The sequence below is a fragment of the Blautia sp. An46 genome, assembly GCF_002161645.1.
Taxonomy (GTDB): Bacteria; Bacillota; Clostridia; order Lachnospirales; family Lachnospiraceae; genus Blautia; species Blautia ornithocaccae.
In genome coordinates, this window is sequence record NZ_NFIF01000013.1 from 33,934 (window position 1) to 47,394 (window position 13,461).

The following is a 13,461-nucleotide window of genomic DNA, read 5'->3' on the forward strand; positions in this document are numbered from 1 at the left end:
CTTTCTTTTACCTTTGCTATACACCTTCTACCAGGTGGAAGGTCAAGACTTTTTTCCTAAATCCTCGAAATTTTTTTTTCCCAGTCGGACATCTTCCATAAAATCTGTCATATGTTCCGGCAGGCTTTCAAATAGATAGCTGCCGCTTTTCTTTGTCTTTTCCAGATAGTGATTCCGGATCTCCTGGTTCATCATCTGGATTTCTTCTCTCAGATTTCTGGCAGAAAGTCTGGCTGCTCCCTGCCCCATGATGATCACCTGTTCCAAAGCGTCAGAGGTAGCCACAGTTACATGGTACTTCCTTCCGATCTCATGGACTGTCTTTTCAATATACTGGTCGGCGGTTTCCGCCTCTTTTGTATAGACTACATAGATATTATGGTATTTCTGGACTTCTCCCTGTCCTCCTTCCACCTTATAGGCGTCAAACACCAGGATCAGGGTGCATTTTTTGTAGCCCTGATAATTACAGAGCATGTCCATCAGCTTATTTCTGGCCCCTTCAATATTCACCTTGGCCAGTTCCTGAAGATCTTCCCAGGCAAAAATAATATTGTATCCGTCTACCAGAAGATATTCTTTCTCCGGCTCCTGTTTCTTATACCTTCTGGTCTTTTCCGGAGCTTTCTTGACTGCAAAGTCCTCTTCCTGGTTATACCTTGGTCTCTTTATAGGGCCGTAAGTACGGACAAAAATCTCCTCCAGTTCCTGCTGGGTCAGGCGGATCTCCTCAAAACTGGGAGCCGGTGCCGACTGGATCTCCATTTCCGGCTCCTCTTCCTTCCCAAATCCTGTATCGATATGGGCATACTCCTCCACCTGATCCCAGGGCACATTAAAGCCGGCTCCGTGGGAACAGAAAACAGATCCTGTAGGATTTTCCAGATCCCCTTCCGGATCATAAGCCGCCGCTTCTATGATCTCCTGACTGTTGTGACAAGGTTCATAGCCTTTCAATACAAAGGACAGATGCCCCCTTCCTCTGGTATAGGCTGTGACTTCTCTCTGATAGTCCCGCATCTCAGACACCGGAGCGGTTCCTGTAAGAAAAGCATATGCACCCTGAATATCCGGAGTGGAAAAAGTTCCGCTCATCCGCTGGATATCGGCCATAGCCCGGCCAACCGTATCCTGAGGCACCTCCAGGGAATATTCATAAACCGGCTCCAGAAGGATACTTTCTGCCTTTCTCAGTCCCTGGCGCACCGCCCGGTAGGTGGCCTGACGGAAATCTCCCCCTTCCGTATGTTTCAGGTGGGCCCTTCCGGCGATCAGAGTGATCTTCATGTCTGTAATTTCCGAACCGGTAAGGACTCCCAGATGGTGTTTCTCCTCCAGATGGGTAAGGATCAGTCTCTGCCAGTTTCGGTCCAGAACATCCTCGCTGCAGTCTGCGGCAAAAATCAGTCCTGCCCCTCTCTCTAAAGGCTCCAGCAAAAGATGGACCTCCGCATAATGACGAAGAGGTTCAAAGTGTCCGATGCCTTCTACCGGCTCTTTGATGGTTTCTTTGTATACGATATTCCCGGAGCCGAATTCCACTTCTATGCCAAAGCGCTCCAGGATCATCTGTTGCAGGATCTCAATCTGCACTTTCCCCATAACCTGAGCATGGATCTCTCCCAGCTGTTCATTCCAGAGGATCTGAAGTTCCGGAATCTCCTCCTCCAACTGCCTGAGACGAATCAGCATTCCATGAACATCTGTGCCCTGGGGCAGCCGGATCTCATAGGTCAGCACCGGAGTCAGCACCGGAGGAGCAGAAGCCGTCTCTTCCCCAAGGCCTTCTCCTGACCAGGTTTTAGTAAGACCTGTAACTGCGCAGACACAGCCGGCCCCGGCCTCTTCTACTGTCTGAAAACTCTGGCCGTCATAAATCCGGATCTGGTCCGCCTTTTCCTCCCATCCCTCTCCCGAAAGCAGCTGTTTTACTTTCAGGCTTCCTCCGGTGATCTTCATGTGAGTCAGCCGAGTCCCCTTGTCGTCTCTGGAAATCTTGTAAACCTTGGCGCCGAATGATTCAGAATAAGAAGGACATTCCAAAAGATTCTCCAGCCCTTCCAGAAATTCCGTAATTCCCTGGGATTTCAGAGCTGAACCGAAAAAGCAGGGAAAGAGCTCCCTGTTTTTTACCATATCCCCAAGTTTCTTCTGAGAGATATTTCCTGTTTCCAGATATTCTTCCAGCGCAGGCTCCCCGCACATAGCAGCCTCTTCCAGAAATTCTTCCCGGTCTCTGTCCTGGGAAAAGTCTATGCAGTGTTCGTGGAGACGCTTCTTTAACTGGTCCAGTATCTTCTCTTTTTCTGTTCCCTCCTGATCCATTTTATTCACAAAGAGTACTGTAGGGATCTGATACTGTTTTAAAAGTCTCCAGAGAGTCTCTACATGCCCCTGTACCCCGTCAGGACCACTGATGATCAGAATCCCGTAATCCAGCACCTGGAGGGTACGCTCCATTTCCGCAGAAAAGTCCACGTGCCCCGGAGTATCCAGCAGGGTGATCTCCTTGTCTTTCAGTTTAAAAACTGCCTGCTTTGAGAAAATCGTGATACCTCTGGCCCGCTCCATCTCATTGGTATCCAGGAAAGCGTCCTGATGATCCACTCTTCCCATCTTCCGGATACTTCCTGTATGAAACAAAAGGCTTTCCGCCAAAGTGGTCTTTCCTGCATCCACATGGGCCAGAAGGCCGATACTGATATGCTTTGAAGGAATTAAAGCCTGGTTTTTCTGTCTATTTTCAGACGTATTTTCCATGAAAATACCCCTTTCTGTTCTATGATCGTGTAAATATAATCATAGCACAGAAAGGGGGATCTGTCGATAAAGGGTTCTTTGTATGCAACTACTTCAACCTATATCTGCGCCCTTTATTTTTTCCTTCTGCTTCTATTTTTTTAAGCCGTATCAGTTCTCTCACCAATTCGCGGGTTCTTGTTTCTTTAATCCCGAGGAATTCTGCTATTTCCGCTATTCTATATTCTCTGTCCGGCTCCATCCATTCTATAATTTTTTCTAACTGTTGCCTGGTTTTACTTGTAAGTCCCTTTTTATCAGCGTTTTTTATCAACGCTTTTTTATCAGCGTTTTTTATCAGCGCTTTTTTATCTGTATTTTTTACAAATGATAATTTCAAAATAGTTCTGTCTGGACCATACTCTTCTATAACCTCCGGTCGCCTCCATCCCTGCTGTTCCCACACACTGTAAATATCCGGTACGCCGCTGCCGGCTCTCTCGCCAATACCGATCAGATTAAACATTTTCATCAATGCTTTATTTCTGGGATCTGATATGCCGCCTTTGAGCATCTGTGCTTTTCCAGTCCGAATGCTTCCCGGATTCTCCATTACAATGGAATCTGCATCTTTCCGAATCACAATCCCTCTCGGGAAATAAAAGTCTGTATTTACGATACAATTTGCCAAAGCTTCTCTCAATGCCTTGTGTACAGGTGTATCATCTATACGTGTTATTCCCTCCAGCTTAAAAGGAATCTTCAGATCTTTCACAAGTTTCCCGTAAACCCGAAAGAAAAAATCAAAGATATTCCCTGTCCAGTCACCGGAACTGGACTGCAGCCTATCCGTCCAGCGGATTGTCGGATCGAGGACTTCCCGATAATCCAGAAAATATTCAGGAAATTCATATAAAATCTTATACTCTTCTCCAAACATAAGAAGTCCGGCAGCCGTGGGATGTAAAGTATGGTCTCTGGCAGACAGCCTTGCAGCGCCTATCCTCTCCAAATATTCTTCATCACTCAGTCTTTCCCATACATGTTCTGTTCTATAAGCCATATGCCGGTTGCGATAGGCACGCACAGTTTCTGAATTAAGCACTTCAAGAGACATATCCTGCAGAATCTTCATATCTGCTGTTTCTTCCGGTTGATCCCGGAGCATTGCAAGCACCTCGCTGCGGTCACAGTGATAATCCCCCTCCCAGTTTCTGCGGAAAGTACCGTTAAACATGTCTCCATTTATATATACCGGCTTCTGTTCACGCTTTGCCTTAGGGACATGGATAGCCATTATAACATGGTTGTTTTCTTCATATATCTCCAAATCATTATCCGTCAGCAGATTTACTGAAACTTTATTTTTATTATTAATTGTGTCCCAGAAGTCTTTTCTCAGTTTTGTTGCATTGTCCAGCCCAGTCATATACCAGCTGCCGTCTTTGTTTTCCTTTACACCAAGAATAATGATTCCGCCATAGCAGTTAGCAAAAGCAGAATATGTCTCCCATAACGAGTTTGGAAGGCCGCCCCTCGCCTTTTTTACTTCCCGCCGATTATCCTCTCGGTAGGAATCAAATTGGGCCATATCAAAATTCATAGATTTCATCCCTCCCCATATATTTATTTAAGCACCTCTCTGTCAGTTTTCTGTCAAACCGGGTATAAGCTTCCGATCTTCTTTTATTGAATTTGTTTATGATAACAATAATAGCATAATATAAACGAAGAAATAAGTCGATAAAGGGTTCTTTTCAACGGATTTCTTCCAGAAAATGTTCCAGGATCTGGTTTTTCCTGTTTTTCTTCCACAGAGCGTAAATATCCACAAATTCTTCGGATCCTTCCAGGGGAATAAATTTCAGATTGTCTCCATTGGTAATTTTGCTGGTAACAAAAGAGGGAAGTATCGATATACCTTCCTCTGCGGCAACCATCATTAATATACTTTCTATATCATTGCTTTGAAACAGGATATGAGGCTGGCAGCCGGATTTCTGATACAGTTCCAGGAAATGAAGGTCCCCAAAGGAATTTCCGTCTTCTGAAAGAGTCATATAAATAATCGCTTCCCGTGCCAGTTCTTCTCTCCTAAGCACCTGTCGGCGGGCAAAGGGATGACCGTCATACAGCACTACCGTCAGCGGCGATCTTTCCACACAGATACAGCCGGTATCCTCGTTTTTTGCACTATCTTCACTGTTCCATGTAAAGATGATATCGTAGTCTCCTTTCTGAAGGCCGGTCTCCAGGACTCCTGTATCCCAGCGGTAACAGGAAATCAGAATGTTTGGATATTTATTATGAAAACTGCGAAGCCTGTCTGAGAGACTGCTTCTTTCATACCCCTTGATATAGCCCACTTTCAGACTGCCTACCAGTCCCACGGAGGCTTCCCGGACCCTGTGTTCCGCCTGTTCCACACGTTCCAGGATCCCTTTTGCCTCTCTGAGAAATACGCTGCCTTCCGGTGTCAGTCTCACAGGACGAGTATTCCGATCAAACAATTGTACGCCCAGATGACTTTCCAGAGCACGGATCTGCTGGGTAATGGCTGTCTGTGTAATATAATAGCGATCAGCAGCTTTTGTGAAACTCTGGTACTCTGCTACCCCAATGAAATATCGAAGCTGATTGATGTTCATAATATAGTTCTCCCGACAAATATTCTGCCCCCAAAGCCCGGCCTCCTCATATAAAATATCGAAGCAGCCCTAAGGTCCTGCACCCACGTATGAACAGGCTCTTGACTTTGGTATCATATTATAAGTTTATCTTATGTTATCATAGGATATTTGCAGTTGCAATCGATCTTTTCCCCCTCTATCATAATCTAGAGACATATTTTACCCATATTGCTATTATGGGGCTGTCGCATTGTCATATTTCAGGAATATTCTCGATATTGACTAATGCGACAGCCCCAAGAAGGAGACATACTATGAAAATACTGGTTTATGAAACACGGGAGGATGAGCTGGATGCCATCCGCAAGTTAGAAAAGGAACTGCCCATAGAAATCCGGATAACCACAGAAATCCCTTCTCTGGAAAATGTATCTATGGCAAAAGGATACGACGGAATCTCCATTCTGGGACAGGGCAGGATTGATGGGCCCTTTCTGGATGCCCTGGCCAGGCTTAACGTCCACTATATTTCTACCAGAACCATTGGATACAATCACATTGATCTGGAATATGCGAAGAAACTGGGCATCCATGTATGCAATGCCAGTTACGCTCCCAATGGCGTTGCAGACTTTACCATTATGATGATGCTCATGTGTCTGAGGCAGTATAAACAGGCCCTCTGGAGAGGCCAGGTAAACGACTTCTCTCTGGCCGGATTAATGGGCCGGGAAATGAAAGACCTTACTGTGGGGGTTATGGGGACAGGGCGGATAGGCGCTCAGGTAATCCGGGAACTTTCCGGTTTTGGCTGCAGGATCCTGGCCTATGATGTAAGAAAAAATCCTGCTGTCACCCCTCCTGCCATTTATGTGGATCTGGATACCCTCTATGCAGAGTCTGACATTATCACTCTGCACATGCCTCTCTTTGATTCTACCAGAGAGATCATCAACCGGGAAAGTATCAGGAAAATGAAGAAAGGGGTAGTGATCATCAACTGTGCCAGAGGAGAGCTGGCAGATATGGAGGCTTTGATCGAAGGTATCGAATCAGAGCACATCGGCGCTCTGGGGATCGATACTGCAGAAGGAGAAGAGAAGATCATCCATCAGGATCACAAGACCGATATCCTTGCTGACCGGAACTGGTTTTACCTGCATCAGTTCCGGAATGTGATCATGACGCAGCACATGGCTTTTTATACCGATGCGGCAGTGGAAAGTATGGTAAAATGCGGCATACTGGGCATTTATCAGATGATCACCGCCGGGAGCTGCGACACAGAGCTGACTTTCCAGAAATATTAAGCAGTTTTCTGATTAAAGAAACATTGGGAGCTGTCACATTAATCAAAATCGAGAATATTTATACATTTTATTCCTGACATATGACTAATGCGACAGCCCCGCTTTGTTTACATCTTCAATATCTTGTTTTCAGTCCTGCGCTGGATTTTATCGCTTATGGCGGCCAGATCAGCATATTTTATTTCCGTTAGCCACCAGTTTGAATTTACATCCCAAAACTTCCGCAGCTCTTCTGCACATGATCATCCGTTTCAGGAAGATCTCAAAGTAGTCCATTACCGTACACATCTCGTCGTCCAGTTCCAGGTCCATCTGGATCACCCGTTTTTCCCTCTTTACCTCCAGAGTGGATGTAAGGGCCGCATAGTTTACCCGGTCATGGATATCAAAATTGGCAATGGAGGAATTCTGAACCCGGTTCCTTCGCACATCTGTTTTATCTGCCAGGATCAGAGCGGCAGACACCACATCCACCGCAGTGCCTGTAGATTCGTCATGATTTCCGATGGCAGTGGTAACAGTCAGTACATCCTCCAGAGGCATTCCCATCTCTTTCAGTATCCCGTAAGCCAGCAGTGCTCCTGTATGGGCATGATCGTGGCGATTGATGCTGTTGCCGATGTCATGCATATATCCGGCAATCTTACTCAGCCGTATTTCCTTTTCTCCATATCCCAGGTCTTTCAGGATCTTTCCTGCGGTCTCTGCCACTTTTGCTGCGTGTTTCCTGGAATGTTCCGTAAATCCCAGCACATTCAGCACCTGATTTCCCCGTTCTATGAGCAGGTTTATTTCTTCATTTTTCTTAATCTGCCGATAGGTGATCTCACCTTTTTTCTCTTCAGCCATATATCTTGTAACTCCTTTTATAATCTGGTAATCGCGTCCATGGCAAGGAGAGAACGCTCGCACTCCTCCGGGGAGAAAGTAACCTGCCAGCAAAGAGGGCTTCCTTTCATATATTCGGAAGCGTAACTCAGTCCGTTGGTCCTTTCATCCAGCATAGGCCGGTCAATCTGATTGGTATCTCCCAGAAGTATGATCTTGGTACCTTTTCCTGCTCTGGTAATAATCCCCTTCACCTGATTAGGCGTCATATTCTGAGCCTCGTCAATGATCAGGTAGGTTTTTACAATAGAACGGCCCCGGATATAATTCAAAGCTTCAGTCTGGATCAGTCCCCGCTCAAAAATTTCCTCTATTTTTCCCTGAAGCTCCCTCTCATCCTCATACCGCTCCTCTTCGCTGGAATCAATAAGCTGCTCCAGATTGTCAATAATTGGACGCATCAACGGCGAGATTTTTTCCTGCTCATCTCCCGGCAGAAAGCCGATATCGGAATCAAACTGGGCATTTGGGCGTGAAATCAGGATTCTCCGGTATTCTCCTGTGGGGTTGTTCAGCACCTTTTCCAGACCTACGGCCAGAGTGTAGAAAGTCTTACTGGTCCCTGCCATGCCCTTAATGATCACCAGAGGAGCTTTCTCTGCAGGCTGCATAAGGGCCTCCTGGGCAAAATACTGTCCTGCATTTCTGGGAGATACTCCATAGGGCATACTCTTCCGGTATTCCAGTTTTTTTATAACTCCCTTTTCCACTCTTCCAAGCTGTGTCTTCTTGGCAGACTGATCTGCCTTCAGAATCACAAATTCATTTTCTTCTAATCGGGGCACTTTTCTGTTTCCAAACTCATCGGAAAGGTAAACCTCCTCTACCGGAACCCCTTTTTTCTTGAAATCCTTAAACTTCTCTTCCGGCACATATACCTCAATTCTTCCCTTATACTGTCCTTCATATTCCACAACCTGCTCAGTAGTATAATCTTCTGCCCGGATTCCTATGATCTGAGCCTTGATCCGCAGAAGGATATCTTTTGTCACCAGGACCACCTGTTCTCCGGAAGTATCTGCCAGTCCTCTGCAGACCTTTAAAATCCGGTTATCCATTTTGTCTTCCGGCAGATCCTCCGGGAGCTTTACATCTATGTAATTCTTTTCCACCCGGACTATTCCCTTAGATTCCAGCTTTACTCCCTCCAGCAGGTTTCCCTTCAGGCGAAGCTCCTCCAGGATCCTGGTGGCCGCTCTGGCGTTTCTTCCTTTCTCCCCTTCTGCTTTCTTCAGATTGTCCAGTTCTTCCAGCACCACTACCGGAAGGATTACCTGATTGTCTTCAAAACTCAGCAGAGCCTGAGGGTTCTGGATGAGAACATTGGTGTCAATGACATAGATTTTTACCATACGCAGGTCTCCTTTACCATATATACTTTTCGATAGGACAGCTCACGGCAGTCGCCTGCCGGACGTATCCCACAAATGTAAAAAGGAAAGTTATTCTTTCCTTTACAGAAATTATAACTTTCCTTTATTTTACCTGTTACCTGTTTTTGGTTAAATCTTGGTAAACAGCTTTTTCTTATTCTTTTTGTAATACAGAAATCCCACAAAATCCGCCAGAGCCCAGCCAATAGGCACTGACCACCAGATCCCTGTAACGCCGATAAAGTCCACAGCAGACAGGATATAGGCCAGCACTACTCTGGTTCCCAGAGAAAATATGGTAAGTACCACAGACATCCCCGGTCTTTTAATGGCTCTGTACAGTCCATAGAGGAGGAAGAGACAACCGATTCCACAATAAAAGGCTCCCTCGATCCGCAAATACTCCACTCCTGCTGCTAGGATTTCTGTCTCTGAAGGATCCACAAAAATCATCATCAGCGGTCTGGCGAAGATAAATACCAGAAGAGAAATCACCAGGCAAAAAGCCACAGACATCATTACTGCTTTTTTAATGCCTTCTTTAATCCTGTCCGTTTTTCCTGCACCATAGTTCTGTGCCACAAAGGTGGAAAAGGCGTTGCCGAACTCCTGGGCAGGCATGTAGGCAAAAGAATCAATCTTTACCGCTGCCGCAAAAGCCGCCATGATCACTGTTCCAAAGCTGTTTACCAGGCCCTGGACCATAAGAATTCCCAGATTCATCACCGACTGCTGGACAGAGGTGAGAAAAGAGAACTGGGCGATTTCCCGGAGCATAGCCAGCCGCGGCCTCAGATATTTTAACCGGATGCGGAACTCTGGAGTTTTCCAGTAAGTATAGACTGCCAGACCGATCCCGGACACATACTGGGACAGCACCGTGGCAAAAGCCGCTCCTGCCACTCCCCAATGAAATCCCAGGACAAACCACAGATCCAGAACAATGTTCATCACAGAGGATACTGCCAGGAAAATCAGCGGTGCCACAGAATTCCCCACTGCTCTGAGAAGACAGGCAAAATAATTGTATAAAAATGTAGCCAGAATCCCCCAGAAGATCACCCAGAGATATTCCCGCATCATAGCATAGATTTCTTCGGGGACCTGAAGAAGATACATAATGGGATCTATCAGAAGAAAAACTGCCAGATTCAGCACTGCAGCCACTGCAAGGATCAGAACAAAGGAAGCTCCCAGGCTTTCATGGAGCTTTTCCATATCGCCCTCTCCATAGCGGATAGAAAATACCGCCCCGCTGCCCATGCACAGCCCCAGCAGGATAGATGTGAGAAAGGTCATCAGGGTATAGGAAGAACCTACCGCCGCCAATGCCCCGGAACCAATAAACCTGCCTACGATCAGGGTATCTGCAATATTATAAAGCTGCTGCAGCATATTTCCGCCGATCATAGGCAGGGCAAAAAATACTAATGTCTTTGTGATCGGCCCCTGTGTCAGATTTTTCTGCATATTTCTTTCCCCCTAACGGGACTATTCTAACACAAAAGAGCCTCTGTGAAAACTACTTATACCTCATCCTCATAAGGAACCGGTGTATCGTCCTTCATATCCAGATTGTTCAGATATTTTTTTGTCTCCATAACGATCACCGGCGACAGAAGAAGCACAGCGATCAGGTTTGGTATAGCCATCAGTGCGTTCAGGATATCCGCTACCAGCCAGATCAGGTTTAACGGTGCGATAGGCGCGATCACTGCCACGATTATGTACAGGACACGATATGGGATCATAATCTTCTTTCCTGCAAAGTATTCAATACACCGCTCTCCATAATAAGCCCAGCCCAGAACCGTAGAGAAAGCGAAAGTAATGATACCCATTACCAGGATCACCGGACCCAGGCCCGGTATCTGATTAAATGCCAGAGTCGTCAGCACGCCGCCGTCGCTGATACTTCCCATATCGATATCCGGATTTTTCATAATGCTGGTTACCAGTACCAGGCCTGTCATAGCACAGACTACTACCGTATCCCAGAAGGTTCCTGTACTGGATACCAGCGCCTGGCGCACAGGATTTCTGGTCTGGGCAGCCGCTGCAGCGATAGGTGCAGAACCCATACCGGATTCATTAGAAAACAGACCTCTTGCAACTCCGTAATGCATAGCCTGCATAATACCGCCGCCAATGAGACCGCCGGCTGCTGCTCCCGGCTTAAAGGCCAGGGTACAGATTGTCTGAAGAGCAGGAATGATAAAGTCATAATTAAAGCAAAGGATGATAATGCAGCCAAATACATAGAAGAAGGCCATGAAAGGAACCAGCTTCTCACATACATTGGCAATGGATTTGATCCCGCCGAAAATAACCATAGCCACCAGAACACCCACTACGATACCAATAATCCAGGTAGGGATCCCCAGGTTCTCATTACATACAGAAGCAATGGCATTTACCTGGGTGGCGCAGCCGATCCCGAAAGAAGCCAGACCGCCGAAGATGGCAAAAAGAAGGCCCAGCCATTTTGCATGAAGACCTCTCTCCAGAGCATACATGGCCCCGCCCAGCATACGTCCGTCTCTTGTCTTTACACGATATTTCACAGAGATCAGAGCCTCGCTGTACTTTGTGGCAATTCCGAATACGCCGGTAAGCCAGCACCAGAGTACCGCGCCGGGTCCTCCAAGGGCAATGGCCGTTCCCACACCGATGATGTTTCCTGTACCAATGGTTGCCGCCAAAGCTGTGGTAAGAGCGCCGAACTGGCTTACCTCCCCTTCCGCATCAGGGTCTTTCGTCACAGAAAGCTTAATCCCTTTAAAGACCTTTCTCTGGATGCCTTTTGTCCGGATGGTCATAAAAATATGGGTGCCTAAAAGCAATATGATCATGGCCCAGCCCCAGACCAGATCATCTACCGCCTGGACGGCAGAATAGATTGTCTCATACACTTTTGTACTCCTCCTTCAAATTTCTCTGCGGCAGAAAGATAAGGAAAAAGGGTATATGACACCATCAAAGTCCATACACCCTTGTATCACTTCACCTTTTTATCGCAATAAACTTCTTACAGTTTATACCCAAAAAGAGGAACTTGTCAAGTTTTATCAGATTTTTTATCATTGGTTTACGCAGTTGGCCGCATCAATGGCGATCACTGTCAACATCCCCGGAAGCTCATCTTCCTCACTGGCAAAATCCAGGACATAAGTATCACCCCAATGTAAAGGTTCCTTAGTGATATGTACCACAGTTCCAAAGTTGTCTGTGACATCATAATTCCACTCCAGAAAGTCTCCCTGTACTTTCCAGTTTTTATAATCAATCTCATATCTGGGTTTGAGAAAAGTCAGTTTTTTCTGGATACGTCCCATTTCCTGTCCATGGATCATAATTTCAAAAACCGGCAGCAGCTGAAAAAGTTTTTCCCGCACCAGTCCTACTTCTTCTCCCTTATTGTCATAGACATGAAGCTTGTGTCCAAGAGACAGAAATTCTCCTTTTACAAAATATTTCACATTCCCCTCTTCATCGTAAATATCAAAAGTGTCTGTCCAGGAAAACACCCGCTGTTTAATTAAAAGTTTCATCTTTTTCCCTTTCTTTTTAAAAATCGTATCTTCGGATCTGGCAGTTTTTCATGCCGAAAGCCGCAAATTCTTCATTGGTCATATCATAAAAATAGGAGTGCACAGCCCTTGCGATCCCATTGTGGGCCACCAGCAGAACCGTTTCTGTATCAGAGCGTTCCCTAAGGTCGTCCAGCAGATTGTAGATTCTCTGACAGAGCTTCAGCATAGATTCTCCCCCATTGTAGCTGGAAACAAAATTCTCTTTTGCTTTCCGAAATTCTGCCCCATCTCTGGGCGTAGACTCGTACATGCCGAAGTTCTGCTCCTTCAGTCGTATTTCCTCTTCCATAGGAATCCCCGCAGCCTCAGAAATCTGTCTGGCTGTCTCTTTTGCCCGGATTAAAGGAGAATAGAGAATCTTATCAATCTTCAATCCCTGGCGAAGGATTTCTTCGCCCAGTTCTCTGGCCTGCTCATATCCCAGAGGCGTAAGAGGAATATCTGTTGCTCCGCAGATTTTGTTCTCCACATTCCATACTGTCTGTCCATGCCTGACATAATAAAAATGCCCCATTCTTCCGCACCTCTCTTTTTCTCTATTTTGAGACATTTTATCATATCCCTTCCATTGCCTCAATCTTATTTTCACTTCTTCTGATTTTTCATTTTTTCTATAAATATTCTGCCGTCTTCTGCCATAATCTTCAGCCGTTCATACTCTTCCAAAAGCATTTTTCTTCCTGCCTCTGTAATAATATAGGATTTCCTCCGGTTTTCTTCACCGGTCAGCCGTATGATCTGGTTTTTCTCGAATTTAGACAGCATGGCGTACAAAGTCCCTGGGCCTACCTTTACTCTGCCGCCGGAAATCTTCCGGACTTTTTCCATAATGTCCACCCCACAGCATTCCTCGGTAAGGGCCAGCAGAATATAATACATAGGTTCTGTCAATGTCTGAAACTGTTCCCTTGCCATTCTTTAAAGCCTC

General features: G+C 46.0%; 11 protein-coding genes. 1 reads left to right on the forward strand and 10 read right to left on the reverse strand.

Features of this window, described 5'->3' with window-relative positions; translation table 11 throughout:
* Positions 1-42: 42 nt before the first annotated feature.
* The 3 genes from B5G00_RS11565 to B5G00_RS11575 all read right to left on the reverse strand — a co-directional run bounded on the left by B5G00_RS11565 (position 43) and on the right by B5G00_RS11575 (position 5,387).
* Positions 43-2,760, reverse strand: a complete 2,718-nt coding sequence (locus B5G00_RS11565) for a translation factor GTPase family protein (RefSeq protein WP_087272905.1) — start codon at positions 2,758-2,760, stop codon at positions 43-45.
* A gap of 88 nt (positions 2,761-2,848) precedes the next feature.
* On the reverse strand, positions 2,849-4,342 hold the full coding sequence (locus tag B5G00_RS11570) for an ATP-binding protein (protein ID WP_087272910.1): 1,494 nt from the start codon (positions 4,340-4,342) through the stop codon (positions 2,849-2,851).
* 154 nt (positions 4,343-4,496) lie between these two features.
* Complete coding sequence (locus tag B5G00_RS11575) at positions 4,497-5,387, reverse strand: LysR family transcriptional regulator (RefSeq protein ID WP_087272912.1); 891 nt, start codon at positions 5,385-5,387, stop codon at positions 4,497-4,499.
* A gap of 296 nt (positions 5,388-5,683) precedes the next feature.
* Here B5G00_RS11575 and B5G00_RS11580 point away from each other — a divergent pair, with 296 nt between their 5' ends.
* Positions 5,684-6,679, forward strand: a complete 996-nt coding sequence (locus tag B5G00_RS11580; RefSeq protein ID WP_087272916.1) for a D-isomer specific 2-hydroxyacid dehydrogenase family protein — start codon at positions 5,684-5,686, stop codon at positions 6,677-6,679.
* Between the two features lie 168 nt (positions 6,680-6,847).
* Here B5G00_RS11580 and B5G00_RS11585 read toward each other — a convergent pair whose 3' ends face one another.
* The 7 genes from B5G00_RS11585 to B5G00_RS11615 all read right to left on the reverse strand — a co-directional run bounded on the left by B5G00_RS11585 (position 6,848) and on the right by B5G00_RS11615 (position 13,448).
* A complete protein-coding gene (locus B5G00_RS11585; RefSeq protein ID WP_087272919.1) occupies positions 6,848-7,528 on the reverse strand; it encodes an HD domain-containing protein in 681 nt (226 codons plus the stop codon).
* Between the two features lie 17 nt (positions 7,529-7,545).
* Positions 7,546-8,919 carry a PhoH family protein gene (locus B5G00_RS11590; protein WP_087272922.1) on the reverse strand — a complete coding sequence of 458 codons (1,374 nt, stop codon included), beginning with the start codon at positions 8,917-8,919 and terminating at the stop codon, positions 7,546-7,548.
* A gap of 150 nt (positions 8,920-9,069) precedes the next feature.
* Complete coding sequence (locus B5G00_RS11595; RefSeq protein ID WP_087272926.1) at positions 9,070-10,410, reverse strand: MATE family efflux transporter; 1,341 nt, start codon at positions 10,408-10,410, stop codon at positions 9,070-9,072.
* A gap of 56 nt (positions 10,411-10,466) precedes the next feature.
* Positions 10,467-11,792, reverse strand: coding sequence for an alanine/glycine:cation symporter family protein (locus B5G00_RS11600; protein ID WP_087273013.1), 1,326 nt, complete (start codon positions 11,790-11,792; stop codon positions 10,467-10,469).
* A 228-nt stretch (positions 11,793-12,020) separates the two neighbouring features.
* Entirely contained in the window at positions 12,021-12,491 is a 471-nt protein-coding gene (locus B5G00_RS11605; protein WP_087272929.1) for an LURP-one-related/scramblase family protein, read from the reverse strand.
* A gap of 16 nt (positions 12,492-12,507) precedes the next feature.
* Positions 12,508-13,047, reverse strand: a complete 540-nt coding sequence (locus B5G00_RS11610) for a histidine phosphatase family protein (RefSeq protein ID WP_087272932.1) — start codon at positions 13,045-13,047, stop codon at positions 12,508-12,510.
* 71 nt (positions 13,048-13,118) lie between these two features.
* Positions 13,119-13,448, reverse strand: a complete 330-nt coding sequence (locus tag B5G00_RS11615) for a PadR family transcriptional regulator (RefSeq protein WP_087272935.1) — start codon at positions 13,446-13,448, stop codon at positions 13,119-13,121.
* Positions 13,449-13,461 lie beyond the last annotated feature (13 nt).

Excerpts from the sequence above, each read along its gene's own strand:
- B5G00_RS11580 (WP_087272916.1), top strand. The coding sequence starts at position 5,684 with ATGAAAATACTGGTTTATGAAACACGGGAGGATGAGCTGGATGCCATC.
- B5G00_RS11575 (WP_087272912.1), bottom strand. The coding sequence starts at position 5,387 with ATGAACATCAATCAGCTTCGATATTTCATTGGGGTAGCAGAGTACCAG.
- B5G00_RS11585 (WP_087272919.1), bottom strand. The coding sequence starts at position 7,528 with ATGGCTGAAGAGAAAAAAGGTGAGATCACCTATCGGCAGATTAAGAAA.
- B5G00_RS11570 (WP_087272910.1), bottom strand. The coding sequence starts at position 4,342 with ATGAATTTTGATATGGCCCAATTTGATTCCTACCGAGAGGATAATCGG.
- B5G00_RS11590 (WP_087272922.1), bottom strand. The coding sequence starts at position 8,919 with ATGGTAAAAATCTATGTCATTGACACCAATGTTCTCATCCAGAACCCT.
- B5G00_RS11565 (WP_087272905.1), bottom strand. The coding sequence starts at position 2,760 with ATGGAAAATACGTCTGAAAATAGACAGAAAAACCAGGCTTTAATTCCT.
- B5G00_RS11595 (WP_087272926.1), bottom strand. The coding sequence starts at position 10,410 with ATGCAGAAAAATCTGACACAGGGGCCGATCACAAAGACATTAGTATTT.
- B5G00_RS11605 (WP_087272929.1), bottom strand. The coding sequence starts at position 12,491 with ATGAAACTTTTAATTAAACAGCGGGTGTTTTCCTGGACAGACACTTTT.
- B5G00_RS11615 (WP_087272935.1), bottom strand. The coding sequence starts at position 13,448 with ATGGCAAGGGAACAGTTTCAGACATTGACAGAACCTATGTATTATATT.
- B5G00_RS11610 (WP_087272932.1), bottom strand. The coding sequence starts at position 13,047 with ATGGGGCATTTTTATTATGTCAGGCATGGACAGACAGTATGGAATGTG.
- B5G00_RS11600 (WP_087273013.1), bottom strand. The coding sequence starts at position 11,792 with ATGATCATATTGCTTTTAGGCACCCATATTTTTATGACCATCCGGACA.